This window comes from Micromonospora sp. NPDC048040 (assembly GCF_055587185.1).
Genome location: NZ_JBVJGT010000048.1, coordinates 27041 through 53042, shown reverse-complemented (window position 1 = coordinate 53042; position 26002 = coordinate 27041). Strand labels below are relative to the sequence as shown.

16 protein-coding genes, 1 tRNA gene and 2 pseudogenes are annotated in these 26002 nt (G+C 68.6%); 8 read left to right on the top strand and 11 right to left on the bottom strand.

What is annotated here, in order from left to right; all coding sequences use genetic code 11:
• The 6 genes and pseudogenes from ACZ6O2_RS29140 to ACZ6O2_RS29115 form a co-directional block, all read right to left on the bottom strand.
• A pseudogene (locus ACZ6O2_RS29140) lies at positions 1-135 on the bottom strand (IS256 family transposase); the annotation flags it as partial.
• Between the two features lie 343 nt (positions 136-478).
• Positions 479-1603 (bottom strand): Wadjet anti-phage system protein JetD domain-containing protein, encoded by a 1125-nt coding sequence (locus ACZ6O2_RS29135; protein WP_466025078.1) that lies wholly within the window; start codon positions 1601-1603, stop codon positions 479-481.
• Positions 1600-2049 (bottom strand): hypothetical protein, encoded by a 450-nt coding sequence (locus ACZ6O2_RS29130; protein WP_466025077.1) that lies wholly within the window; start codon positions 2047-2049, stop codon positions 1600-1602. Before ACZ6O2_RS29130 ends, ACZ6O2_RS29135 begins: the two co-directional genes overlap by 4 nt.
• On the bottom strand, positions 1992-6044 hold the full coding sequence (locus tag ACZ6O2_RS29125; protein ID WP_466025076.1) for a coiled-coil domain-containing protein: 4053 nt from the start codon (positions 6042-6044) through the stop codon (positions 1992-1994). Before ACZ6O2_RS29125 ends, ACZ6O2_RS29130 begins: the two co-directional genes overlap by 58 nt.
• 2 nt (positions 6045-6046) lie before the next feature.
• A complete protein-coding gene (locus ACZ6O2_RS29120; RefSeq protein WP_466025075.1) occupies positions 6047-6817 on the bottom strand; it encodes a hypothetical protein in 771 nt (256 codons plus the stop codon).
• Positions 6814-8412 carry a hypothetical protein gene (locus ACZ6O2_RS29115; protein WP_466025074.1) on the bottom strand — a complete coding sequence of 533 codons (1599 nt, stop codon included), beginning with the start codon at positions 8410-8412 and terminating at the stop codon, positions 6814-6816. Before ACZ6O2_RS29115 ends, ACZ6O2_RS29120 begins: the two co-directional genes overlap by 4 nt.
• A gap of 233 nt (positions 8413-8645) precedes the next feature.
• Between ACZ6O2_RS29115 and ACZ6O2_RS29110 the strand changes: the two genes are divergently transcribed.
• The 3 genes from ACZ6O2_RS29110 (at position 8646) to ACZ6O2_RS29100 (ending at position 16197) form a co-directional block, all read left to right on the top strand.
• Positions 8646-9425, top strand: a complete 780-nt coding sequence (locus tag ACZ6O2_RS29110; protein WP_466025073.1) for a hypothetical protein — start codon at positions 8646-8648, stop codon at positions 9423-9425.
• A gap of 1580 nt (positions 9426-11005) precedes the next feature.
• Positions 11006-14389 (top strand): AAA domain-containing protein, encoded by a 3384-nt coding sequence (locus ACZ6O2_RS29105; RefSeq protein ID WP_466025072.1) that lies wholly within the window; start codon positions 11006-11008, stop codon positions 14387-14389.
• Positions 14386-16197, top strand: coding sequence for a S1 RNA-binding domain-containing protein (locus tag ACZ6O2_RS29100; RefSeq protein ID WP_466025071.1), 1812 nt, complete (start codon positions 14386-14388; stop codon positions 16195-16197). The genes ACZ6O2_RS29105 and ACZ6O2_RS29100 overlap by 4 nt, the downstream gene beginning before the upstream one ends.
• A 194-nt stretch (positions 16198-16391) precedes the next feature.
• Here the strand turns inward: ACZ6O2_RS29100 and ACZ6O2_RS29095 are convergent.
• A pseudogene (locus ACZ6O2_RS29095) lies at positions 16392-16577 on the bottom strand (IS701 family transposase); the annotation flags it as partial.
• Positions 16578-16712: 135 nt separating this feature from the next.
• Entirely contained in the window at positions 16713-18068 is a 1356-nt protein-coding gene (locus ACZ6O2_RS29090; protein ID WP_466025070.1) for an HNH endonuclease, read from the bottom strand.
• A 287-nt stretch (positions 18069-18355) separates the two neighbouring features.
• Between ACZ6O2_RS29090 and ACZ6O2_RS29085 the strand changes: the two genes are divergently transcribed.
• The 5 genes from ACZ6O2_RS29085 to ACZ6O2_RS29065 all read left to right on the top strand — a co-directional run bounded on the left by ACZ6O2_RS29085 (position 18356) and on the right by ACZ6O2_RS29065 (position 22807).
• Entirely contained in the window at positions 18356-19036 is a 681-nt protein-coding gene (locus ACZ6O2_RS29085) for a DUF6308 family protein (protein ID WP_466025069.1), read from the top strand.
• A 79-nt stretch (positions 19037-19115) separates the two neighbouring features.
• Positions 19116-20090 carry a DUF4268 domain-containing protein gene (locus ACZ6O2_RS29080; RefSeq protein WP_466025068.1) on the top strand — a complete coding sequence of 325 codons (975 nt, stop codon included), beginning with the start codon at positions 19116-19118 and terminating at the stop codon, positions 20088-20090.
• 41 nt (positions 20091-20131) lie between these two features.
• Complete coding sequence (locus tag ACZ6O2_RS29075; RefSeq protein WP_466025067.1) at positions 20132-21181, top strand: hypothetical protein; 1050 nt, start codon at positions 20132-20134, stop codon at positions 21179-21181.
• Between the two features lie 312 nt (positions 21182-21493).
• Entirely contained in the window at positions 21494-21943 is a 450-nt protein-coding gene (locus tag ACZ6O2_RS29070) for a DUF4259 domain-containing protein (RefSeq protein WP_466025066.1), read from the top strand.
• Between the two features lie 222 nt (positions 21944-22165).
• Positions 22166-22807: a hypothetical protein gene (locus ACZ6O2_RS29065; RefSeq protein WP_466025082.1), complete on the top strand. Its 642-nt coding sequence runs from the start codon at positions 22166-22168 to the stop codon at positions 22805-22807.
• A gap of 731 nt (positions 22808-23538) precedes the next feature.
• On the opposite strand, the gene ACZ6O2_RS29060 is transcribed toward ACZ6O2_RS29065, so the two are convergent.
• The 3 genes from ACZ6O2_RS29060 to cmk all read right to left on the bottom strand — a co-directional run bounded on the left by ACZ6O2_RS29060 (position 23539) and on the right by cmk (position 25896).
• Positions 23539-23612, bottom strand: a tRNA-Pro gene (locus ACZ6O2_RS29060).
• A 203-nt stretch (positions 23613-23815) separates the two neighbouring features.
• Positions 23816-25219, bottom strand: a complete 1404-nt coding sequence (der, locus tag ACZ6O2_RS29055) for a ribosome biogenesis GTPase Der (protein WP_466025065.1) — start codon at positions 25217-25219, stop codon at positions 23816-23818.
• Positions 25216-25896, bottom strand: coding sequence for a (d)CMP kinase (gene cmk, locus ACZ6O2_RS29050; protein ID WP_350712388.1), 681 nt, complete (start codon positions 25894-25896; stop codon positions 25216-25218). The genes der and cmk overlap by 4 nt, the downstream gene beginning before the upstream one ends.
• Between the last annotated feature and the right edge of the window lie 106 nt (positions 25897-26002).

The following is a 26002-nucleotide window of genomic DNA, read 5'->3' as shown; positions in this document are numbered from 1 at the left end:
GCAGATCGCGTCGGCCTCGGCGGACATCAACGCCTGCGCGAACGTTCTGATCATCGCCTGCAACACGTCCGGCGACGCGCCCTCGATCTGCTCGCACAGCAGGTCAACAGGGTTCACACTCTCTGATGCGGCCATCGCGTCCTCTCTTCCTTCTCTGACTTGGTCGTCTCGAAGGATCGACGCGATGGCCGTCTCTCATCTACGCAACACGCCCATCACGGGCAAGTCGTACACCACTTCCCTGGACGCAGCCGGCCCAGCGGCATGCTCACGCACGTTTGCCCAGGTCGCCTGAAGCATAAACCGGCCGAGTAAAGGGGTCGTCGCACCACTCCCCGCCACCATCGACTCCCCTGCCCCCAGCCAGACGAGCAGCGCATGACCTCCGTCGGCTGTCGTGGGAGTTGTCGGAGGGCGGGGTCGACCACGAATTCATGATCGCCGTTCATAGCGAATAGCAACGGCGACGGCAGGCTGCTCATGATTCCGAACCGTCCGGCTCCGTGTGGCCGCCTGATATCGACCTATTCATGCCAGCCGCATTCAGAGGATCATCGACGGCTTGAGGGAGCAGATCCCGATTGGCGCGCAGCGCGCGAAGGCCAAGGGTCTCCTGCGGGATTCTCTGCCGCCCGTGGAGTAGTCGGACGACCGCCTCGTGCAGTGCTTCCGGCATCCACGCAAGGAGTGCGCTGGGGTCGCTGATGCCGGTGTTGGACCTGTCTGGGCGAGGAACGCCATGAGCGAGGAGCCAGTCATACAGCGCGACCGCCGGTCGAAGGGGCGGCAACTTGTGCGCGTTCGCCGTCGCGGCGGCGCCGGCTGCGATGCGCAGTCCGGCGGCGTCGAGGTCGCCCACGTAGTACAGAGCGGTTGGCGCCGGATCGAGCAGGTTGACGGCTGTGATGGAGGAGGGGAACTGGTTGCCGCAGCCCCATCCGATGTGCAGGTCGGGGCGCACGTCGGGATCCAGTTGCCGGGCGGCCTGCAGAAGCGAATGGAACGTCGCGTTGTTTTCCGCCACCAGCAGCCGCGTCGGCCCTACCCCGGGGATGTGCTGGGAGGGAAAAGGTACGGGCGTCGGGTAGCACGCAAGCAGGTCGAGGGTCAGTGCGCCGGTGGTGAACAGTCGTTTGGTCGTTTCGATGGCGAGGGCCTTCTCGTCGTCGAGGATCTCCAACGAGCGTTCCTCAAGGGGGACGGGTTCGGCGTTGGGGTTGTTCCGCAACCAGATGCCGATTTTGTCCAGAAGTTGGTATTCGTCCGGTCGGCTTGCGATCGCGGCGGCTGCTTCGAGTGCTTGTGGCCAGACTCGCGGTGTCGGTGCCGCTTGGGTCCGACGTGGCTTCGTCGGCTTGCCCACCCAGATCGGCAATGGCGGTTTCGTTCGATCGTCCCAGCCGGAGCGTGCCCTCGGCAGCACGACGGCGCCCGCTTCGGCGAGGCCGGTCAGGATGGCGGCGAGCCGGGCCCGTGCTGCCGGATCGCCGACGAGCGTAGGGTCGACGGCGGTGGCATGCCGTAGCAGGCCGTCGACCCGGACTCGATTGGTCGGCTGCTCCGCGATGTAGGCAGCGATGATGTCACCCAGCGTCGTAGTCATGTCGACGTCTCGGGCTGGGCGTGCTTGCCGTGACCGCTGGACGACTCGTCGTGTGCGACCCGGACGCCGGTGATGAGGCGCTGGTTGGCTTCGTCGGTTAGCGTGTCGTCCGCGACGATGTAGCGGCGGTTCCGGGTGCGGCCCGGGCGGTTGTCCAGCCGGATGACGTTGGGGAACCGGGATACGGCATCGGGGTCTTTCACCCCGGTGGTGTACACGAGCTGGACTTTGTGTGCCGCAGCGACGGCTCGTTGGAGGCCGACGAGGCTGCCGTGTGAGGCACGGCCGATCGGGTTGTCGAGTAGCAGCACGCCGCCCGAGCGATCCCGGCGTCCGGCGTTGACGGCGCGCAGTGCCGCGATGGTGCAGTAGAGCGCGACGCAGACGGTCAGCTTCTCTCCGCCGGACCATTTGCCAAGCCGGGTGATGTCCTCGGTGGTGGGCACGAGGTCCAGGGCGGGTTTGAGGACCTTGACGGTGAAGCCCCGGGTTCCGGCTGCCTCGTGGACGGCATCCTTGAGCAGCGGCAGTCCTTCCGGCTTGACGCCATCGGCGATGCGCCGCTCCACGACGCGGTTGACGTAGGTGCGCAGATCCGCGTCGCTGGCAGGTGGTTCGAAGGAAATTCGGAGCATCTGCTTCCCGGCCCAGCCTCCGGTCTTCGTCGCCACTCGCGAGTACCGTTCGGCCTTGCGTAAGGTGTCGAGGGTGTTCGAGACGAGGCGGCGAGGGAGTCGGTCACGATCGCCTGGTCCTTGGCGATGTCGGCGAGTTCCCCGTCGATCATGTCCGCGCGCAGTCTGAGCTGGTTGGCCAGCGTTCCCGCGTGCTGCGCCAGCACCTCTTCGGTGTCGTGGAGCAATCGATCTTTGGCGGGTGTGGCGACCCCCGGGTACCTGCCGCCTGTTGTCCGCAGGTCTCCGACCGCGTTCGCCCGGGAGACCGCCGCGTCGCTCGCGCGCTTCTCCGCGGCACGCAGCGCTTGCACGACAGCCTGTTTGTGGGCCTTCGCCTCGTCGTCGGACCCGGCGAAGGGCGTGACACCCCAGCCGGCCGGGTCGGGAAGGCCGTCGGCGAGCAATTCGAACGCGGTGACCCGGCCCCGGTATTCGCCCTGCTTGCCCTCAAGGTTGCGGAGTTCTCGCTCTGCAATTGCCCGCTTTTCGATGGACGCTTGACCGATCCCCTCATATTCGGCGGCCAGGTTGTCGGCCTCCTCCGCTGTGGTCGGTTCAACGGGCAACGCGCGCTTGGGTGGATCGGTGCGCCGTGCTCGAATTCGGGTGAGGGTCGCCGAGTGCTGGGCGATGTCGCCGGAGGCGCGGCCCTTTCGGCCGACCGCCTCCTCCTTGGTTTCTCGAGCGGCGGCCAGTGCCGCCGCCCGAGCCGGCCTGGTCTGTCCCTCCGCGGTGGTGAGCAGGACACCGGCACGTTCCAAAACTTCGGCACTGACTGCGGCGAGGGCCTGCGTTTCGGTCGCCAGCGCAGCTGCGAGGTTGCGTTCCCGCTCGGCGAGTACGGACTGGGAGGCTTGGACCTCCCAGGCGCGGGCGGCCTCTTGGCGCCGAGCGCGGAGGACATCGAGGGACACCACCGGATCGTCGGGAACCTCCGGTTCCGAGTCGAGGAATGTCAGGCCGGCCGCCTCGCCCCGGTATGCATTGGCGGTCCTGCCCTCGGCGTCGGCGAGCCTGCTTTGCTCGGTGGCGTGGTCGAGCGCCCGGTTGGCCTTCTCCGTGAGGCGCTCGGCCCGGGTGTGGGCGTCCTCGGCTCGGGACTCGGCCTCGGCGAGGTCCCTACGCCATTCGACAGCTGCCTCCATCTTTTGGATCAGGCCGGACAGGCGGGCGCGGGATGTCTCGATGTCGGAGATCCCGCGCTGCGTACGCTGCTCGGCTGCGGTGTCAGCCGCCTCTGCCTGGTCGATCTCGGCGAGATCCACGCGAGCCTTGTCGAGTGCTGCGGCGACATCGCGCAGGGTGCTGTCGAGGTCGTCGACGCGGCTGGTCAGGCTGTCGAGGTGCCCGGCGGGGCAGCCGGCGAGCAGTTCGGTGAGCTCGCCGAGCAAGGACCTGTCGGCCTCACGCGCCTCGGTCAGGCGGGACCGCTGCCCGTCGTACGCCTCGGCGCGGCCCGCGACCTGGCGAACGGTGCCTTCGGCCCACGCCGGATCCACCAAGCCCCGATGCAGTCCGGCCCACACCGGAGCAGGTGCATCGGGGTCCGCACGGGTGGAGCCGACGATCGCGGCGGCGGCCTGCGCGGTGTAGACGCCGACGAGTGCTGTGGTCGCCGTGTCGACGCCGGTCAACGTGGCCGCGGCGGCGTCGGCCTGGGAGGTGGGAATGACGAGACCGACGCCGAGGCGCGCGAGGTCCGGGTCCGTGACCGTCTCGAGCAGGCGTGCACCGGGTAGCAGCGTACGCAGGTGGGCCCAGCCGGTTTCGGCCATGACGCCGTGTTCGGCCAGAACAGCCTGGACTCGTTCGGCGTCAAGCGTGGTGGGTAGCAGCCCGGTGCGCGCGTGTACGTCGAGGATGCGCTGGTCGTCGATGCGTTCGGCTTCCAGCCGCACCAGCGCCACGTCGGTGTCGACGATCGCGTCGGACAACCGGCGGGTCAGAGTGTCCGCCTCTGCCCAGAGGTCCACGGGCGCGTCGCCGGTGGCCTCGGTCAGGTCCTGCACGCGTTCGCGTGCGACGAGTTTGGCTGCGCGTTCGGCGAACGCGGCACGGTCCTCCGCGAGCCGGGTACGCTCCGCGTCGAGCCGGACCTGCTCACCCGTCAGCGTAGTGAGCGCGCCCGTCAGGGCGCGCCGAAGCGCCGGGCGTTGCTCACGACGGCTCTGGATCTCGGCAAGAACGCCCGTGAGAATGGTGTGCTGTTCGGCGAGAATGACGTCATGCTCGGCCGGGTCGGTCTGCTCATTCGGGAGCACGCCGTCGCGGACAGCCGTGCGTAGGTCTGTGGCCAGCGACTCCAGCCGGGCGGTCGCGGTCGCCACATCCTTGTCCGCTGCCTGGGCCTCCTGGCCGGCCTTCTTCGCTGCCGCGCGGTGGGCCTCGACGTCTGCCCTCGCCTTGGTGGCGGCTTCGGTGGCCGTTGCCGCCGTAGCCTCGTGGGCGTCGACAAGTGTACGCAGCCGGGTTCGCAGGCGAGCTGTGTGCTCGTCGTGCTCTCGCCGCAGTGGCGCGGTGCGCTCCCATTCCTCGCCGGCCTCCCGCCGCGTGCGCTCCAGCGCGTCCTGCAACTCCTTCTTCTCCGCCAGGTGTCCGGCGGCCTCCCAGGCTTCGATGAGTTCGGCGGCGTTGCTGATGTCGGCGTCGGCCTTGCTGAACTGGTCTTCTGCGGTGACCAGTCGTATCTGCGCGGCGCGTTCCTCGTACAGGTAGACAAGCTCGTACGCGGCGCCGCCTTCGGTCACCGCTGCCGCGCGTCGCTTCTCGATGCCGTCGCGCTGCGCGGCGAGCGCCTCGATCTGACTGTTCGCCTGCGTGACCGTCGCGGCGAAAGCGGTGGACAGTTTGGCCGCCTCCTCGACGGCCTGTTGGAGGGCGACCGCTGACGCGTCGACCTCCTGCTGGCAGACGTGGATGCGGTCCAGGCCCGTTGCCGAGTCGAGGCAGAAGTCCCGCTCAGCCGTCTTGGTCGGCTTGGTCGCTAGCAGCGACGCTATCGAGGCCAGGCGATCGGCGACGCTGACTGCGTCTTCGGGTGCGACCGTGAGGTCGATGAGCAGGTCGATGAACTCGCGGGCGGACGAGAACCGGAACATGTCCTCCACGCCGCCCTCGACGTGGTTCATCTGCTTCTGGGTGCGAAACAGCGCCGGGTCGAGGCCCCGGCTGGTCAGCGCGGTCGTCCACTCGTGTTGCTTCTCGGTGGTGACCAGATCCATAGCTTGCGGGTAGGTCGTCGCGCACTCCTTCAGGGCTGCGACATAGGCCGCCCGGCGCCGGGGCGCGCCCGTGGCGTCGAGGATGGGGAGCCGGTGCAGGTCCAGCACGCCTGGCACGGCATAGAACGCGTAGAAGGTCGTGTCGAGCCGGTCCCGGGCGCGGTCGGCGTCGGCGGGACGGCGCAGGTCGGACCATTCGTAGACGACGCCGGTAATGAGAATGCGGTCCGGCGAGCCGTCCAACGTGTCCGAGGCGGCCGGGTGCCACGCTGCGACGGTGTGCGCGGTGTCGCCGCTGTCGATGTAGTCGGTGAGGCTGCGTTTCACCGCACGCCCCATGAAGTCGATTGCTCGCGGCAGCAGCAGCGCGTAGAACAGCGACAACAGCGAGGACTTGCCGCCTCCGTTACGCAGCCACACGACCGAGTCGGCGGGATGACTGCTGCCGCCGTCCGGGCCGGTGAGGTCGAGCGTGACGTCGGTGAAGCGAGCGGATCTCTCCCCGATCGAGTGGAGCCGGAACGCGGCCAGATGGTAGGTCATGCTCACTCCCCGTCGTCCGCGGCGTGCGGCTGGACAGCGGGGCTCGACGGCCGGATGTGCGGCCGTCGAGCAATGTCCGCCAGGAAGGTATATCCAGGTTCACCGGCCATGTCCTTAACCTGGACGCGGAACCGCTCGGTGAGCATCCAGGTCCCGCCTGTGCTGTCGGCACGGGCCATGCCCTGCTCCACGAGCCAGGCAAGGACGTTGCGAACCCAGTACAGGGTGCATTTCGGCGACAGCCGCCCGGAGCCGCGGCCCTTGTCGCCGACGAGCGTGGACGGCATCTCGTGGTAGGCCCGCCACGCCTCGTCCAGGCCGTCGTCGGGGACCAGCTCGCCAGCGGCGTCGTGCTCTTGCAGGCGCTCGCACATCGCGCGCATCCACTGCTCAAACTCGACGTCCGCCACGCGGCGAATTCGTTCCTCCTCCAGGTCAGCCGGGCTGGGGTAGGCGTAGGCGGCCACGCCGACCAGGACCAGCCCGGCCATCAGGCGCCCGATCCGGGTCGCCGCGTGGGGCATGTCGCCGACCCGGTAGGCGAACGGGGACTCGGGGCTGACGCCGAGGACGAGTCCGAAGTCGCCGTCGGACAGGACGCTAGCGTGCAGGCCGTGCAGAACAGCATCGGCGGCGATGCGGAAGTCGGACTCCGTGCGGTACCGGCCGAGCACCCGACGGTATTCATGGCTGCGCCCGGGTCGCTGGGTGGGTTGCAGCGCATACGCAATGAGGGTCCCGATGTCGGTGTGATCGTTCTGCGTCAGCGTCATCGCGTCTCCGCGTGTATCCAGGGGTGGTCGGTGACCGGTTGCGGGTCGGCGGTCGCCAGGGCGTCGGGATGCGGAACGATGATCAGGTCGTAGCCGTCCCATCCCGGCAGATCGAGCTTCAGATCGTCGGCGTCCGCAACGGCACGCGGCCCCAGGATCCGTGCGGTCAGATCGACCGATGCGGTGTGCTCGGTATCGGTCTCCTCGGGCGCGAAGCACCACAGCGCAGCCAGCGCCAGGATCTCCGCGGTCCGCTGCCGATCGATGCCGCTGTCCAGGCCGGGATCGGCCAGGGCACTGGCGAGCAGCGCCGACAGGCGGGCGGGCAGGCCGATCCTGGCGACGACCCGCCGCGCAGCGTCCACGATGTCCGGTCCGATCGTCGGCGGATCCGGGTCTCCCGCCTCATCATCGCCGTCGTCGTCGTCACGATCGTCGGTGGAGTCGCGCACCGCCCACAGGTCGTAGACCAGCCGGTACAGCCGGGGCAGTTTTGGAGGGCGCGGACCGGTGATGTCCGACAGCCACCTGTCGGTGACCACGAGGGCGATCTCGCTGTCCAGGCCGAGCAAGGGGGTGAGGATCTCCCGGCTGAGGTCGGGCAGGTGGCCTAGCGCCGGTGGCCGAAACGATTGCCGATCCTGTTCCTCCAGGAACACGCTGCGGGCGGCGATGACCTGCCGGTGCAGCGCGTCGTGCCGACGCGAGCATTCGGTGAGCAGCGCGGCGATCCGGGCTGCCGTCATGGTCACCTGCTGGTCGTCGGACTCCAGCGACTCGCGGACCTTGGCGAGCAGGCGGTGCTCGGCCTCCATCCTGCCCGCGATGTGTTCCCGGGCTGTGGCTAGGCGTTGCGGAACGACCGTTGCCCACTCCTGGATGACGGCACGCAGGTCCCGGCGGGTGTTCTTGATCAGCTCGTGGAGGTCCTCGGCGAGCGAGACAGACAGCAGCCGAGCCCGGACCGCAGCGCGTTCCGCGGCGTCGAACGCCCCTTTGGCCAGCTGGCGTTCCAGTAGCACCTCGTTGGCGACCTGCTCGTCTTCGACGTCGAACTCCAGTCCACCGACCAGCGCGTTAATCGCGTCGCGGGTGGCGTTGAGGACGACCTCGCCACGCACCGGGTCCTCTCGCTCGATCAGCAGCCGGAACTGCACCTGCCGTCGCTGGTGGGTCCGGGCCTCGTCTGTGAAGTCGCTGATCCGGTAGGTGAACGGCGCCTCGCGCTCGCCCCGGTTCAGGAGCGCGTCGACGGTGTACTCGCCGACGCGGCGGTGCTCCGATGCGGGCCGCTCCGGTGCGGTACGGCGGGCGAGCGTGGTGAGGCCGTCCACGACGTCGTCGTAGGTGGCTTCCTCCTCGAAGCCCTGCTGTGCAATGACCAGATCAATCGCGGCGAGGGCGAACGTCGCGACGTCGTAGAGGGCCGCCGGCCAGTCCTGCCGGTTCGCGGCGACGATCGCCTCGGTGATCGGGCGGGATCGCATGAGCACCGCAACCCGCGCCGGGAAGGTGCGGTCAAAGACTGAGAGTTCCGCCGAAGCCGGTGACCCGGACACGGCGGTGCCGCCGGCTAGGTCGAAGAGCTCGCCCACTCATCCCCCTTTCAATGCGGACCGGTAGTACACGGTAACCGCAAGTGGCGACCTGCCAGCCGCGCCCGCCGTCGAGGAGCGTCAGGCCCAGCCAGCCGTCCGAGACCTCCCCCGCCCGGGCTCGGGCCGCCGTCCTCGAACGCCAATAGGCCGAGCGGCAGGCCCTGCGCGCCGAGCGAACCGCCCGGTCAACCCGGTGGCTCGCCGCGACCGCTGCCGCTTAGGGTGCGCGGGTGAACGAAGCCGGATTCCCGAAGCGCCTGTTCGACCGTATCGACGAGCTAGAACGGCTCCGGCATCCCGATGACGGTTCCCTCGCGGTACACGCAGGGTCGATTCTGGCGGTCGCCGATGCTGCGGCCGCACCCTTCACGGTCAGCCATTACGCTGCCCGGCATCTCGACTTCGCCATCGACCATCTGACGGCGATCCGGGCACTGATCGTCAACGCGGACATACTGCCGACATACGCGGCGTTCACCCTGCTGCGTGCGGCGGTGGAAAACCTCGGATCCGCCATGTGGCTCATATCCGGCAAGGACGCGACCGAGCGTGTATTGAGGGCGCTGCAGGCGCAGTACAGGGACGCAGTGGATTTCCGGAAGGCCGACGCCTTGCTGGAGCCACACTTCCCCGAACTCACACGCAGTGACGGTATTGGCGAGCGCTTGGACCAAGTGCGGGCGGTTGCCGGCCGAAACAGCTTGTCGATGGCCAAAGTCAAGAAAAAGGACCCGTGGAACCAGATCGTGCGGTCGCTCGGCTTCGACGACACGACTAAGGACATGGCCGAAAACCTATGGAAGAGCTGCAGCGCGTGCGCGCACGGCGACGAATGGACATACACCTTGATGGACTTTGAGGAACTACCTGGCTCCACCGTTGGGATCGTGCGGCTGAAGATCGCACCGCCGGCTGCCATGCTCGCCAGCATGCTGTCCCTAACGCTGACCATGGCAGAACACGTTCTCGATCTTTTCGACAGCCTGCGGCTACCGTCGCTGGGCCGCTGACATCGTCTTCGCCACGGCGCGCATCCCTTGCACGCGCCGCGGCGTTCGACGGCTGCCATCCAACCGGCACGCAGCCGCTCCAGCGTCGACTCCTCGACGACACGGCGTAGCTCGGCTCGGACGTCTCCGGTCGGCAAGAGTGTGTTCCCGGCTTCGTCGGCCAGCTCGGTGGCCTGTGCCCCGTCGGGAAACTCGAGCATCGAGGCGCCTGGCACGGCAGCGCCGGCAGGGCTCATCGAGCGCACGAGCGCGGCCATGCCGGTTCCGTTCAGTTCGGAGCCGTCGAGTGCCACGGTCGTGGATATCAGCTGGAAGTCGGCCGGGGTGAAAGGCTCAGCGAGCCCGGGGCCTTTGTCGAAGGGCAGCAGCTCGGCCGGGGCGAAAGAGATCCCGGCGGCCTTGATTCGAGAGTCGATGCGACGCATCCGCCGGGGAATCAGCGCGGTCGTGTCCCGGCCCGGAAGTCGCTTCGCCGCGTCCTGCGCCAGATCGCCGGCGTCCTCACCGCCCGTGACGGGATCCGGCAAGGCGAGGGCGACAGCGGAGAGGAAGGCGGCTCGGACGGTCGGCTCAGGCACCGCGTGCCCGTCGCCGAACGCGCGCAGCGCTACGTCGTGAGTGCGCTGCCCCCGGCGAGCGTGGGAGCCGAGCCAGCTGACCAGGTCGGCCGCTCCGGGCGCGGGCTGTGAGGAACTCCCCCGAAGCTCTGCCTGATGGGCGTGTTCGCGGGAAGCAGTCCCACGCGACGCCAGTGCTCAAGCTGCGTATCGGTCACGAGGACGTCCTGTTTCCGGGCGTAGTCGATCAACGCCTGGTCTGCAGGGCTTGGTGGCTTCCGGGGCACGCCGTCGAAGATACGCGGCTGAGTGCACACAGCCCCGCAAACTCATCCGGTTTAGGGACCAGCGGCGATGTTCTTCTGATCGTGCCGCGGCCACCAGGGTCGCGGTCTTCCCGACGAAGGAGAGCCTGAACCATGTCTCGCCGCGGAACGCCAACCCGCAGGAAGCCGCCCCGCCGGCCTCTGCCTTCTGCTACCACGAGTACGCGCCGGGCCGCGGGCCGCCGAACCACGGTCACCGGCGGCCTTGCCCTCGTGGCGGCCCTGGCTGGTCTGCTCGCCGCTCACAGCTCGTCGTGGGCCACCGGCCTCGACACGGCGCTGACCGTCGCCGCCGCCTGTGCCGCGTTCGCCGCACGCCCGCCCCGCTAACCGCCGTGCGCTCACCTGCCTGACCGGTGGTCCAAGGGAAGGTGTCACACCCTGCTGATTCACTGTCGGCAAACCCCGTCAAGGAAAAGTGTGTCCTATTGAACCAAATCCTCGCTCCGGTTAAGCGGCGTGACAGCGCGCCAGGGACATCTGCCGAACAGCCGTGCCCTTGTCATCCGGAGTCGAACATCGGTGCCGACCGTCGCCGAACACCGCCAGCGCCGGGCAGGTCGCCGGCGGCAGACCACTGCCCGATGTTCCCGAGGGGCACGGATACCGCTTGGCGGTCTCCGAACTTGGCGTCGTGGTCCAGTATCCTGAGCGGCCGGTCCGCACGAACAGGTCGTTCCTGGAAGGAGCGTGGGCGGTGCGTCTGATCGCCGGCCGGTATGCCGAGATCGCGAACACCCGTCGTGTTGGTGGTCAGGCGGAGGTCTTTCAAGCCGCCGACTTGCATCAGGGCGGCAGGCACGTGGCCGTGAAGCTGGTTCCCGCCACCTCCGATGAGATCTACCGCATCTACTTCGAGCGGGAGACCGCGGCGCACCACAAGCTGGACCACCCGAACATCGTGTCGCTGCTGGACAGCGGCACCGACCACGACGCCGGCGTGTACTACGTCGTGCTCAGCTGGGTTCCGGTGTCGCTCAAGGATTGGCTGGTAACCGCGCCCGAGACTCCGGGCTGGGACGATGTTGCTGAGGTCATCGCGCTGCCGTTGGCGTCGGCGTTGGCCCACGCACACTCGATGGCGGTGCTGCACCGCGACATCAAGCCCAGCAACGTGCTGTGGGACGGTGAGAAGCCGCTGCTCGCCGACTTCGCCCTGAGCAAGATCAAGGACCAACTCGCGGGCGCAACCGACGCGACGGTTGCCGGGATGACCAGCGCGCCCTGGGCACCACCGGACCTGGCCTCGCGCGGCTCGACCAGGTTCGACGTCTACAGCCTGGCCGCGACGCTGCTGCAATGCGTCACCGGCTGGGAGCTACGTGACCTGCCAGACATCGCCCGCGCGCTCGATGAGGCCGACCTGCCGCCCGCTGTCCTGGCGCTGCTGCGACGCTGCCTGAGCGTCGATGCGGCGAAGCGGCCGGCCGACGGACAGCAGTTCTACCTCGAGCTGCAGGCCATCCAGGCGGCGCGCAGCGAAAACTGGCACGACCAGAAGGTGCTGTCGTTCGAGCTGTCTGGTACGGCGCGCCGATCGCTGGAGGAGGCCGGTGACGGCCGCTCTGCCGACAACGTCATCGCGGGGCTGCTCGGCGCGGCTTCCTACGTACTACCCCGGCTAAAGAACATCGCCGGGCGCACGGTGCTTACCGCCGACGAGTTCCGCCTTATAGGGGACCAGGTCGAGTTGGTGCTGGTCTTCAAGAATCGCCACCAGCTGCTCTGTACCCGCGCTGAGATCAAAGACTTCGACGAGCTCGAACGCTGGCGCCAGAAAGACGAAGCGATCGTCCTGGACAGCCGCGACCTCACCTGGACGACACTGCGGTCGACAAACCCGCAGAGAGCCGCCGCAGCCGCTGACGAGCTGCGTCTGCTGCTGGAAAAGGCTGTCCAAGACGCGGGTGATCGCCACAGCGACACCTTCAAGCAGGCACGGCTGACCAACTGGTCACAGCTGATCGAGGCCAAGGAAGCGCTGGAGAAACGCCTTGAGGAACCCATCACCTACACGCGGGTCAGCCGCGACGGCGCCCTGTTCGACGTGGAGACGACGACTCCGCTGACCGGCGCGTTCCTTGACCAGGAGCGCATGGCCCGCCCCGTCGACGAACCCGCGATGCGGGGCGTTGCGGTGACGATCGCCGAGGTCGACGGCACGGACATCACGGTGCGGGCGACCCGACCCGGCGCCGATCTGCCCTTCCACGGGGTGCTGGTGCGAGACCGCACCCCGTCCCAGGCCGCGATCCGCCGGCAGAAGACCGCGCTCGCCGCCCTGCGCGACGGCAGCTCCGCCCGCCCGCATCTGCGTGAGCTGGTGCTGGATCCGTCAGTGGCGAGCGCGCCGGAGCCGGTGGCGTTCGAGCCGCTGCGCCCGGACTTCGACGACGACAAGAAAATCGCCGTCGCGCACGCGCTCGGCTCGCCGGACCTGTTCCTCGTCCAAGGTCCCCCCGGCACGGGCAAAACCTCGTTCATCGCCGAACTCGTTCACCAGCACCTTGCCGCACGCCCTGGCGACAAGATCCTGCTGGTCAGTCAGATGCACGTCGCGATCGACAACGCGGTCACTCGGCTGTACCGCTCCGGCGTCACCTCGGTCGTGCGTCTGTCGAGCCGCGACGACAACGTCGACCCGGACGCCGCTCACCTACTGCTGTCGAACAAGCTGCGCGCGTGGGCGGACGAGATTCGCGCTCGCGCCCGCGCCGGCATGGCCGCGTTGGCCGATCGCGAGGGTCTACAGGTCGACCATCTGTCCCTGGCACTTCGTGTCGAGGAAGCCTTGGCCACCCTGCGGCAGAAGACCGAGATCGCCGAGCTGCTTGGCCCGCTTGATGACGACGACCGGCTCGACAACGAAGACCTGCCCGAGGAACGGGCCGAGCTGCTGGCGGACTATCTGCGCGCCGTCGAGCGCGCCGACACCGCCGCCGCTGAAGTCCGCACCGCAGCCAGGGCCCTTGAGGTCATCGTGCCGGACGACTTGGGGGAGCCGGAGCTGGAGAAGCTCGTCGCCACCCTGCTGGACGCGCCCGGCGCCGGGCCGCAGCTGCGGGAACTGCTGCGGACCCAAGGCGACTGGCTGGCCAGCCTCAACGACCCGCAGACGGCTGAACCGATGTTCCTTCCCACCCAGAGCGTGGTCGCCGGGACCTGCATGGGCTTCTTGGCCAACCCTCACATCCAAAACATGCAGTTCGATCTGTGCATCATCGACGAGGCATCGCGGGCGACCGCCCCTGAACTGCTGGTGCCGATGACCCGGGCCAAGCGGTGGGTGATGGTGGGCGACACCAAACAGCTCCCACCCATGGTGGAGGAGGTGTTCGAGCATCGTGACCTGGTCGAAACCTTCGACTTGGACAAGATGTTCCTCACCTCGTCGCTGTTCGACATCCTGCTCGGCGAGGCACCGCCGGCCTGCACGGCCAGTCTGGTCACCCAGCACCGCATGGCCGAACCGATCGGTGAGCTGATCTCTCAGGTCTTCTACAGCGGCACCCTCGTGCACGACCCTGTACCGGTCCTCGCGCCCGAGTCTGTTGACGACAGCGACCGGCTGGTGTGGTTCTCCACCAGCCGACGCACGAACCGCCACGAGGACGCCCGCCACGCCGGCAGCGTGAGCACGTCGAACAAGCTTGAGGCGAAGAAGGTCGCCGGACTCGTCGCGCGCCTCGACACGGACGTCCACGCCGGCAAGTACGCCCGCACCGACGGCGGCAAGCTGGAAGTACTGATCCTCACCGGATACCGCCGGCAATGCACTGAGATCGAACGCGCGCTCCGGCGCCTCACCCTGCGGCACGTCGCCGTGCAGGTCAAGACCGTGGACGCGGTCCAAGGACGCGAAGCCGACGTGGTCATCTTCTCCGTCACCCGCAGCAACCTCAGCGGCGAACTCGGCTTCCTCGCCGACCAATACGAGGGCCGCGTCAACGTGGCCCTGTCCCGCGCCCGGGAACTGCTCTGGATCGTCGGCGACTCCGAATTCTGCAGCAGCAAACAAGGCCCCCTCAACCGAGTACTCACCCACATCACGACCACCGGCGGAAGGGTGCAGTACCTGTGAGCCGCGACATCTTCGCCGACGCCGCACGCCGCCACGCCCACGCGCTGCCGGGACACACCCTGCTCGCCGCGGAGCCGTGCGCCATCCCCGCCTCCGTGCTGACTGTCGACGTTCTGGTTGAGCAGTCCGAAGACCTCGAAGCGAGCCAGAAGTACACCCTGCGCGCCCTGCTCGGCGGCATCGACACCGTCGAAGACCTGCAACTGTTTCTCGGCCTCAACGACGGCGACACCGGCCGCGCCGTCGCCGGACTCCTCCTCGCCGAGTACATCACCTACCAGCCACCCGCCGACGGCGGCGTGCGGCGCCTGCAGCTGCTGCCCGCCGGGCAGGAAGCCGCCCGCGACGCCCAGCTACGCCGCCCAATGCCCACCACCATGCCGGTCGTCTACGACCGCCTCACCGGCACCGTGACCGACTGGCGACGCAACTCCCTACGCCGCTCCAGCCAGGCGAAAGCTGATCCCGGGCGCCTCCTACTGCCACCGGCGAACAGCATGCCGGTCCGCGCCGTCGACCTCAGCCTCGCCGCGCTCACCAGCACCCTAGACCCGCGCAGCCGCGACGGGGCACGCCTGCTCGGCATCAGCGGCGTCACCGAGAACCGCAACTTCTACCACGACGCCATCCTGCTCGTCTTCACCGACGACGAGACCCGCCAGATACGCCTCGGCGTCGACGTCGACGGCAAGTGGAGCGAACCGCACACCGCCGCGCTGGAGAGCATCGGCGCCGTCGAACGCCTCCGACTGTCGGCCGCGCCGGTCGAACACCCCCACGCACCCGTCACCGACCCCGGCGAGCGGCTCAGCAAAGCAGAAGTCCTCGCCCTCCAAGCGGGCGGAGACGATCCGGACGGAGACGGTGCGGATGCCAGGTTGAGCCGGGCGGCGATCCGCTGGCTGGGCGTGTACGAACACCCGGCCTGGCTCGACGCCGCCCTCGCCACCTCACGGCGGCGGCTGCTCATCAGCAGCCCACAGATCCGCACGGCCGTCGCGTCCAGGCCGTGGATCCGTGCCCTGGAGAAGCTGTCCCGCACCGTCGACGTGACGATCGTGTGGGGCCCCGGTGACAACGACCAAAGCGATCAGGAAGCCCTCGACGCCTTGCACGCAGCCGCGGGCCGCGCCAACCGCCTCGCCGTCGTACGTGTCGCCACCACCCCGGCGAAAATGCTCATCAGCGACAGCTACTACATCACCACCAACTTCAACTGGCTGTCATTCCGCGGCGAGCCGTCACGCATCTACCGCCCAGACGACGGCGAACTCGTCCAGGACCATGCACTCACCGACCGCGCCTACGACACCTACCTGACCGAGGCATGCGCCCACGCGGTCGACGTGGTCGGCACCCTTCCCGCCAAATACCGCGCCGAGGCCGGGCACGACTCTGACGCCACCCAAACGAACCAATACCTCGCACCAAGCAGCGAGATCGAACGAGAGGCCCGTCGGCCGACGGCGCCATCGAAGGCAGAACGACGCCGGGCAGCACTCAGCAAGCTCGCAGCAGGCCAGACCGTCGCAGGACCGGTGAAGAGCCTGACGCCTTTCGGTGCCTTCGTCACCCTGGGCGAGATCGACGGCTTGATCCACATCTCGCAAATGGCAGACCACCGTGTCGAGCACCCGTCCGAGGTCGTCAACGTGGGTGAGACGGTCACCGTGCAGATCCTCGACGTCGATATCGCGCGCGAGCGGGTATCGCTGTCGCTGAAGGCGGCGGCCTCCGCCAGCTCTGAACCGGGCCGGCCGGGACCTGAGCCGCCAGCCTCGCCCTCGAAGACACGTCGTTCCCGCTGATGCAGCCCTGCCCGGCTGCGGGCTGCTGTCCGGCTCACGCAGAGGCCGACCGGCAAACGGTGCAGCCTAGTACTCCAGCCGCACTTGGCTGAGTCGTTGTCGTCGCTGGTAGTTGCTTGTTTTGGCTCGGAACTGGTGGCGGCGCCCCCACCATGACCATCGATTGATGTGGTCGCGGGTTCGTCTGTGAGTGATCAGGTGTGCCAGGAGACGTCGAGTCTCGGCGAGGCTGAGGGGGACAAGTCCGGCCCGGTCGGCGGTGCCCCCTTTTGAGCCCCGGTGGCGGTGACGGCGAGGAAGGCGTGGGCGCACATAGCGAGGGTTATGTGGCGGTACCAGGCGTCGTAGCGGCGCACCTGATAGTCGTCCAGGCCGACCTGAGGTTCCCCCGGCAGCTCGGAGACTTTTGATCATGGCCTGACACGCCCGACCAGGAGATTCTCTGTGCTCGCCCCTCGTAAGTATCGCCCCGCGGTCGACCGCACCGTCCGGGTGTCGGTCGGCTGCGGAAATCGTCACTCAACGCCGTGGTCGCGGCGGTGCGCCGCCAACGCCCGCCGGTCCGGCCGGTGCGCGGGATCCGCCGTCAGCGGCAGTTCGACCCCGGCGAACTCGCCGTAGTGATCGAGTCCTTCCGCAACCCGGACTCGGTACGAGTCGTCGATCCAGAGCAGCCCTTGGTCGAAGAGGTTGTGTAGGTCCGCTCGGAGTAGAAGGCCGTTGGAAACCCGGTTGGTGGCCGGCCCGTCGTACGGCTCGATGTGCGCGGCCTGCAGTGCCGCCTCCACGCCGCAACCGCTGATCACACAGCGGCCCTGGTATGCCTCGATGAGCCGGCGACGGAAGTCGGCCTGTCCCTGTCGGGCCGTCACCTGCGCCAGCCGCCGACGGCGGCCCTCCGGCAGTCCCTCGGGTTCGGGCGCCCGGGCCTCACCCAGGATCTTGGCCAGGCGGTCCGATTCCACCGGCTGCATGGCGCGAACGCCCTGCACGACCTTCTCCAACACGTCTGTTCCCGCCACGCCGCGTCGCAGCAGGAAGCGGGTCAGCGGCACTTCCCAGCGGATTTCCAGCCGCCACTCCGAACAGTCGCCGTCGGCGTAGAGGTAGGGGTCGGCCCAGGCGGTCCCGGCGGCCACGATCCGTCGGTGCGGGGTGCTGGCGTAGACCCAGATTCGGTCTCCGGCCCGGATCTGATGGAAGCAGGAGGAGAGGTGCCAGTCGTCGTATGCGCCGTCGGCTGGCAGGCTCCCGAACATGTCCAGCACGTCCTGGTCGTAGCCCCACGCCTCGGTCCGGTCGTTCACCGGATAGATCCACTCGGCGGCCGGGCGTGCGCGGCCCAGTACCTCGTCGACAAGCCGGGGGCTGTGCCCGGCGCCCTGCATGGTCCGCGCGGTGAGGAGGGTGGAGGTCAGGTGCCGGACTGCGGCGGCGAAGCGCTCGTCGGCGAGCGCCGCGACCAACTGGTCGTACGGACCGCACACTCGAACCTGGTCCGGTCCCGCGTCCTGGTAGTCCGACGGCTCCTCGGTGAGGCCTGGAAACTCCCGGGCCAGGGCACGGCTGGTCGGCCAGCGCCGGCGGAGCACGGACCGCCGGACGACGACGAACCCCTCGGCTAGGTCCTGGTTCTCCGGATCGATCGGTTGGTGCAGAACGAAAGTCTCCATCGTTCGCATGCACACCGCGGACAGCCGGCGCGGGTTGCTCTTGGTGTTCGGTAGGCAGGAGAGGGTCCAGTACTCCCGCTCCGTGCCGGCCGGGTCGGTCACCGCGACGTTTAGGTATGCCCGGTTCGCCTCGACCACGGCGGCGTAGTACCCGCTCTCGCTCAGCCGTTCGAACTGGCTCTTGCCGTTGGCCACCATGCGCTTCGTCGACTCCTCGCCCCGGCCTTGAGGCCGACGACCCGAGCGCCCCCAAGTGGGCGATGAAGGAATGGTGATGCTAGTAAATGCGCTAGGCGGATCGATGCCGTCGGCGAGAGCCGCGCCCAGAATGGGACCAACGCCCGACGCGGAACGACCCGCTCGGGTGGCTGTCGTCACCGGAGCGCTCCTCTCGGTGGCACCCGCAGAGGTTGTCACGGTTTGGTGGACCGAAGCAGGTTGGGAAGCGACGACTCCGCCGAGCGATCAGAAAGGCAGGTGCCCCAGTGGCCCCGATCGAGGTCGCCGGTCGACCGGTGAACGACCCGCTCGGCGTCTTCGTCGACTACTGCAAGCGGCATGCCCGCACGGTCCGCGCCTACGACTGGCTGGCCGGCACGCATCCCGTGCTGACGCCGAAGCTCATCAAGGTAACTCGCGCACCGTACATGGGCAGCAGAATCAGCCGGGAACAGGAGCGCCACCTGCTCTGGCTGAGCGAGACCGCGCCCTGGGACGACGTCCCGCTCGACGCCCAACTCCGCGACGCCGACCCGATGCTCGACGACGGCTGCTACGACGGTGCGCTCCGGCTGTACCAACACTTCTTCCAGGAGCGTCCGCGAGGGCTCGGGCACGCGAAGGTGAGCAAGGCCCTGCACCTGGTGCGGCCTGGGCTGTTCCTCATCCTCGACAGCGCGCTGCTGCGGCGGTACCGGCGGGCTGCCGAGGGCGCGGCGCGTGACCTGCAGCAGGCAGGCAGCCGGCACGCACCACCGCGGCGGGCCTACTGGGCGGCATACCGCACGGATCTGCTGCGGGCCGCCGAGGGCCTCACGTTGTTACGGGCCGCCGCGCGTCACCACGACGATCCGCTGGTCGCCGAGGCGGCGGATCGCCTGTCGGACGTGCGCCTGCTGGACATCCTCGCCTGGATGCCGGACCGAGGAGCTTCGGCGGCCTCGTGACGGTCGCCCCTGCGATGCCAGTGCCAAGAAGGTGGCCATGGGACGTCAGGATCGGCCTCAAGCCGATACGGTCGGTGATATGACCTTTGTGGACGCCGGCGAGGGACTGCCCACGCTCGGCAAGCTCGAACTGCTCGATGTACGGCAAGTCTGGAAGCACGAGGCGCACAGCTTCACGCCGTGGTTGCTGGCGAACGCGGATGTGCTCGGCGAGCTGCTCGGCATGGACTTGTTGCTGTCGTCAGCGGAGCACCCGGTGGGCGGATTCTCGCTGGACCTGATTGGTGTCGACGAGGCGACGAACGAGACGGTGATCATCGAGAATCAGCTGACGAGGACGGACCACGGCCATCTGGGGCAGTTGCTGACCTACGCCGGTGGGACGGATCCGGTCAACGTGGTGTGGATCGCGACCGAGTTTCGCGAGGAACATCGGGCCGCGTTGGACTGGCTGAACACCCGTACGGATGAGAACACGCGGTTCTTCGGTATCGAGATCAGCGCGGTACGCATTGGCGAGTCGGTGCCGGCGCCCCTCATGCGCTTGGTCGTGCAGCCAAATGACTGGGGCAAGAAGCTCAAGGCGATCGCCAAGGGCGACACCGCGGCGAGCGATCGAGCCTTGGCATACCAGGAGTTCTGGACGAGGTTCCTGGAGACGGTCCATGACCGCAAGCTCGGGTGGACGACGTCGACCAAGGGCTCGCCGCAGAACTGGCAGTCCCTTCCCGCCGGCATGAGTGGCATCTCGTACGCGTGCACGTTCGGCCGTTCGGGGCTGTCGAGCGAGATCTTCTTCCAGCACCCTGACCCGGCCGTCAACGACGCGCGTTTTGCCGCCGCCCGCGCCAAGCTGGAGCCGACATTCGGAGACATGCTGGCGTACGAGCCGTTGCAGGGCAGGAAGGGTTGCCGCATCGCGGAGTACCGCAAGGGTGACATCGGCAACGGAGACGACTGGGCCGAGTACGTGACATGGTTCATCGATGCTCAGATCCGACTCCGCACGGGGATAGCCGACGCTGGTGGTCTGGCCTCGCTCATCACTCCCTAGCGGTGCATCATTTCCGAAGAGGCGATCGGCGGGGAGGCGGCGTGCCACTGTACGAGATCGACGGCGACCACCTGCGGCGACACGACGCGGCCCGGTTCGCCGCCCTCGGGCTCTACGAGCGCAAGGACCTGCAACGACTCCTTCGGGACGACATCGCCGTACTCAGCCCCGACCTCCTGGTCGTCGCCGAGGAGTTCGGCAACTGGGAGGACTCCAGGCGCCGGATCGACCTGCTCGCCGTCGACAAGTCCGGGCATCTCGTGGTCATCGAACTGAAGCGCACGGACGACGGCGGGCACATGGAGCTCCAGGCGCTGCGGTACGCGGCGATGGTGTCGGCCATGAGCTTCGACGAGGTGGTCGCCGCCTACGAGGCGCACCTGGCCAGGACACGACCCGACGACGAACTCGACGCGCGCGCCGAGCTGCTCGGCTGGCTGGACGTCAGTGACGGCGACGACGCTCCGCTCGTCTCGTCGGACGTTCGCATCATCCTGGTGTCGGCCGACTTCGGGCGGGAGCTGACCACCGCCGTGCTGTGGCTCAACCGGTTCGAGGGCATGGACGTCCGCTGCGTACGCCTCATCCCGTACCAGATCGACGGGCGGATCCTCCTCGACATCCAGCAGGTGATCCCGCTGCCCGAGGCGGCCGACTACCAAATCCGGGTCGGCCGCAAGGCCACGGAACAGGAGCGGCAAAGCAGCGACAACCGGGACTGGACCCGCTACCACATCGTCATCGACGGCCAACCGCTGCCCGATCAGAACAAACGCCGGGCAGTACGACTGATGATCGAGAGTCTCGTGACGCGAGGGGTACCAGCGGCAGCCATCGGGAAGGTGCTCACACCCGGTCGCTTCCGACCGCTCAAGGGAGAGCACCACACCGACGAGGAGGTCCAAGCCGCGCTCGCCGAGCAGTACCCGAACGTGGATGCCCGCCGCTGGTTCACCGACCACGCCTTCGTGGAGAACGGCACAACCTGGGTGGTTCGCCGGATCTGGGGCCGCAACACCGAGCCCACGCTCACCGCACTGCGCGATGCGTTCCCGGACGCACGAGTCGGCTTCCAGCGCGCAAGCACCTGACGCCGGACCAAGATACGTCAGGACCAGGGAACAGCAGTGTTCTGTCGTCAATGCCGTCATGGACCCGCCCGACACGAGCCGCATACCGTCAATAACGGACGGTCACGACGGCCATCGGCTTCACCGACAACGACGAACGCGCTGGTCACGCAGCCATTGGCAGTAACCGGAAGCCGCCCGCCTGGAACTCGCGCAGATACGCGTCGAGCTCGGGGGCGTTGTCGTCTCCGGCCGCCGCCGTCCCGACCCGTCAATCGCTATCCGGGCATCAGAGCCGCCTTCGGTGGGGTCCTGTCGGTGGCAGGTGCGAGGATGCCGCGCAACCGATCTTGGGATGCCTCGTGGGGACCTGAGGACAGCGGACCGTTCGACAACGACACCGCCGCTGACTGGTGCGGTGACCTCAACGACGCCGACGCGGCCGAGCGCCCGGTGCTGCTCCGCGAGGCGCTGAGCCGGGCCGCCGGCGAGGACGGCTACCTCGACTCCGATGTCGCCTGCGAGGCGATTTCCGTAGCCGCGATTGTGGCCGCACAGCAGCCCGGCGGGCAGCCGATCACCTCCCCGTACGCGCCGGATTTCCTGCTCGACGGCGGCCGGCTCGATCTGCCCGACGACCTGGCGGTACTCGCGGTGAGGGCCCTCGACCGGATCATGGCCGCGGACTCCGAATCGCGCGACCCGTGGCAGGACGCCACCGTGGGCGGCGTCAACCCGGCCTTCGACGTCGTCGGCGATTTGCGGAAGATGTTGGCGGCGTAGTGGGCGGGCATGGTGCGATGTCCGGACGCATGCCGTGCTCGCCTTGCCCAAGGATCTGGTGGCAGGCATGGGTGTGCCATGGCCGCGCAACGCGGACGAGTTCAGGCGGAGCCTGCGCAAGCATCGCCATGTGTCGGCAACCGTGACCGACATCTCGCGGGCGCCCGCCTGACAGCACCGCTGGGCGTTCTGAGCGGCGCTGAGAGTGCCGGGTTGAATGACATGGTGATCTCAATGCAGGCGGTTATCGGGGTTCCAGTGTTCGACGCCGGATCGTCGTCACCATGGCCGGTGGCCCCGATGGCGCCCGGCTCATGGTTGGCGCTCGAGGAAGGGTGCATCGATGAGCAGGTCGGGCTGTTCGTGGCCGTCCTCGCTGATCGGATCGATGTTGCGTCTCCGAGCGGCCGGGATGAGGTCGTGGACGCGCTGCTGGCCCAGGAGTTCCTCATCGTCGCTGGTGGCCTGCGGGTATGTAACACCACCACCGGAACGGCGGTTACGCCAGGCTGTTGCGCCGGCCTGGAGGAATGGCGGGACTGGACGCAGGTTATCTCCGGTGGTTCGCCGTGGCTGGGCCATGACCCGGGCCCGGAGGTCGAGGTGGTCGGCGACGATCTACGCGTGTGGCAGGACGGCGGTCCGAACCGGCATTGTGGCCGCTGGGCCGGGCTCCATGTCGACATGCCCCGTAGTGCACTGCCTGACCTGCTGCTGAGTGCGCAGCGGGACCTGGTCGGCTTCCTTACCGCCCTGCATGAGTGGGCCGATCGGGCCGGTTTAAGGCAGCGAGGAATCGACCTGGCGGAAGCAATCGACAACAACTTCACGATCACGGCGCCACTGGACTTGGCGATCGGCTAACCCCGCGACGCCATCGGCGTTCGCGCGGGGATGACCTCTACGATCGTCGCAATTTCGGCAACCGGGCCGCCCTCACCCGTGGATCCCCGGCGGTCGATGAGCGATGACGGCCAGTCGTGCTGCTGCGATTGATGCATCTTGGGGTGGCGAACATCTTCGCGGCACCCCCGCCTACTGACTCACGAGCGACCGGACCAAGGACATCAAGGTTCTCGCCCTGCGAGACCAGGTCGTGGGGCTGGCGCGCCAGCTCGGCGAGCAGCGTCGCGGTCCGACCCGAGCGATCGGCGTTGCTGCCCGCGCTGCTGCACCAGGTACCGCGCAACGTGGTGCGGCGGCTCCGGGTGGGCCGTCTGGAGACGATCCTTCGGTGGCATCGGCGATTTCACCGCGCCGCCATGCGGCGCGCTCCCGGCCCCAGCGCCCGGATCGCCGTTCCTAGCCGGGCGCGGCTGCCGGACCAGCTCCCTGTAAACAAAAGGGCCGATAGCAGGGCAGAGGGACCGTGTCCTTTATTTCCGAGATCGTCCGCCGTTAAGCGGTTCAGCAGCGGCCACAACGACGCCGATGCGGTACGCCTACCAGGCAATTCACAGCGGAGGCAACCTAGATCGGCTCGCTAAACCACCCGAGTTAAGGGTTCCAGCAGCGCCTCACACGCCACCACGTCGAGCCAGAACAATAAACTGAGGGCTCCCGCAAGTCGCTGACCTGCGGAAACCCTCTCGCTGTCGGGACGGCCGGATTCGAACCGACGACCCCTTGACCCCCAGTCAAGTGCGCTACCAAGCTGCGCCACGTCCCGATGCCCCCGCGCGGTTCTCCCCGCGACAGCCGGTACAGCTTAGCGCACGATCATCCCGTCGTCCGCATTGGCCCCTCCTGCCCCCGAGCCGCGTCGCCCACCTCACCACCCGCAGAGCGTCCTAGGAGGATAGGTAAGAGAATGGGAGCGGAAAATGCCGGATGGGAGCGGTGCTCCCATCCGGCATCAGGTCCGGCCAGGGGTCAGCCGTGCGCCTTACCGCGGCCGCCCGGGCCGAGCTTCTTGCGGGGGCGTACCGAGATCTCGATCGGGCTGCCCTCGAAGCCGAACTCCTCGCGCAGCTTGCGCTCGACGAAGCGCTGGTAGCCCGCGTCCAGCGGACCGGTGGTGAACAGCACGAAGCGCGGCGGGGCCACGCCGGCCTGGGTGGCGAAGAGGATCTTCGGCGCCCGGCCGCCGCGCACCGGGTGCGGGGTGGCCTGCACCAGGGCGGTCAGCCACGAGTTGAGCTGCGCCGTCGGCACCCGGGTCTCCCAGCTCGCCAGGGCCTTGCGCAGCGCCGGGGCGAGCTTGTCGACCGCCCGGCCGGTCCGCGCCGACAGGTTGAGCCGGATCGCCCACGGGATCCGGCGCAGCTCGCGCTCGATCTCCTTGTCCAGGTAGTACCGGCGGTCGGCGTCGACCAGGTCCCACTTGTTGAAGGCGATCACCAGCGCCCGGCCGGCCTCGGTGACCATGGACAGGATCCGCTGGTCCTGCTCGCTGATGACCTCGCTGGAGTCGAGCAGCACCACCGCGACCTCGGCGGCCTCGATCGCCGACGCGGTCCGCAGGCTGGCGTAGTACTCGGTGCCGCTGGCCTTGCCCACCCGCTTGCGCAGGCCCGCCGTGTCCACCAGCTGCCAGGTCTCCCCGCCGATCTCGACGAGGCTGTCCACCGGGTCCACCGTGGTGCCCGCCACCGAGTCCACGACCGCCCGCTCCTCGCCCGAGAAGCGGTTCAGCAGGCTGGACTTGCCGACGTTCGGCCGGCCGACGAGGGCCACCCGGCGCGGGCCGCGCGGGCGGTGCTCGACGATCTTCGGGGCCTCCGGCAGCGCGTCCATGATGGCGTCGAGCAGCTCGCCCGAGCCGCGGCCGTGCAGCGCCGACACCGCGTACGGCTCGCCGAGGCCGAGCGACCAGAGCGAGGTCGCCTCCATCTCGATGGAGGTGTTGTCGGCCTTGTTCGCGACCAGGATCACCGGCTTGGCGCTGCGGCGCAGCATGCGTACCGCCGCCTCGTCCACATCGGTCGAGCCGACCATCGCGTCGACCACGAACAGCACCACGTCGGCCGTGGCGACCGCCGTCTCGGCCTGCGCCGCGATCGCGGCCGCCCGGTCCTTGGCGTCGGGCTCCCACCCGCCGGTGTCCACCACGGTGAACTGCCGGCCCGCCCACTGCGCGTCGTACGGGACGCGGTCCCGGGTCACCCCGGGGATGTCCTCGACGACCGCCTGCCGGCGGCCGATGATCCGGTTGACCAGGGTCGACTTGCCCACGTTGGGACGGCCGACCACGGCCACGACCGGCTGCGGGCCGGTCACTTCCTCGGTCTCGACGTCCGGTTCCCGCAGCTCCACCCAACCGTCGGCGTCGGTCATGCCACGCCCCGCTCGGTCAGCAGGTCACGCAGGCGCGCGACGACCTCGTCGATGCCCAACTCGGTCGTGTCGAGCACCACAGCGTCGGCGGCCTGGGTCAGCGGGTCGGCCTTGCGGGTCGAGTCGAGCCGGTCCCGCCGGGCCAGGTCGGCGGCGGTGGCCGCCACGTCGGTGGCGTCCTCGGCGCTGCGCCGGGCCGCCCGGGCCGCCTCGGAGGCGGTGAGGTAGACCTTCAGGTCGGCGTCCGGCGCCACCACGGACCCGATGTCGCGGCCCTCGACCACGATCCGGCCGGCGTGGGCGATCATCTCGCGCTGCCGGGTGACCAGCAGCGCGCGCACCGCCGGCACGGCGGCCACGGCGGAGACCGCCCCGGTCACCTCCGGGCCGCGGATCTCGGCGTCGACGGTCACGCCGTCGGCGGTCACGCCGTACCCCGTGGGGTCGGTGCCGATGCGCAGGTCCACCTCGCCGGCGACCTTGGCCACCGACTCGGTGTCGGTCAGGTCGACACCGGAGCGCAGCACGGCCCAGGTGATGGCCCGGTACATGGCGCCGGTGTCGAGGTAGCGAGCACCGAGGCCGACGGCGAGCCGCCGCGAGACGGTGGACTTACCCGAACCGGACGGCCCGTCCACAGCGACCACGCAGCGCCCGGCCCGTACGTTTTCCTCCACCGTTGTCCTCCTCAGCCCGTACCCCACGAAACGCCCACCGCGTCCCGCGAGCGGTTTCCACACGTCCTCAATCATGCCCGGCGGCGCGCGAGGTCGCCGCCGGCCG

Excerpts from the sequence above, each read along its gene's own strand:
- ACZ6O2_RS29070 (WP_466025066.1), top strand. The coding sequence starts at position 21,494 with ATGCCGCGCAACCGATCTTGGGATGCCTCGTGGGGACCTGAGGACAGC.
- ACZ6O2_RS29080 (WP_466025068.1), top strand. The coding sequence starts at position 19,116 with ATGACCTTTGTGGACGCCGGCGAGGGACTGCCCACGCTCGGCAAGCTC.
- ACZ6O2_RS29125 (WP_466025076.1), bottom strand. The coding sequence starts at position 6,044 with ATGACCTACCATCTGGCCGCGTTCCGGCTCCACTCGATCGGGGAGAGA.
- ACZ6O2_RS29135 (WP_466025078.1), bottom strand. The coding sequence starts at position 1,603 with ATGACTACGACGCTGGGTGACATCATCGCTGCCTACATCGCGGAGCAG.
- der (WP_466025065.1), bottom strand. The coding sequence starts at position 25,219 with ATGACCGACGCCGACGGTTGGGTGGAGCTGCGGGAACCGGACGTCGAG.
- ACZ6O2_RS29065 (WP_466025082.1), top strand. The coding sequence starts at position 22,166 with ATGGTGATCTCAATGCAGGCGGTTATCGGGGTTCCAGTGTTCGACGCC.
- ACZ6O2_RS29120 (WP_466025075.1), bottom strand. The coding sequence starts at position 6,817 with ATGACGCTGACGCAGAACGATCACACCGACATCGGGACCCTCATTGCG.
- ACZ6O2_RS29090 (WP_466025070.1), bottom strand. The coding sequence starts at position 18,068 with ATGGTGGCCAACGGCAAGAGCCAGTTCGAACGGCTGAGCGAGAGCGGG.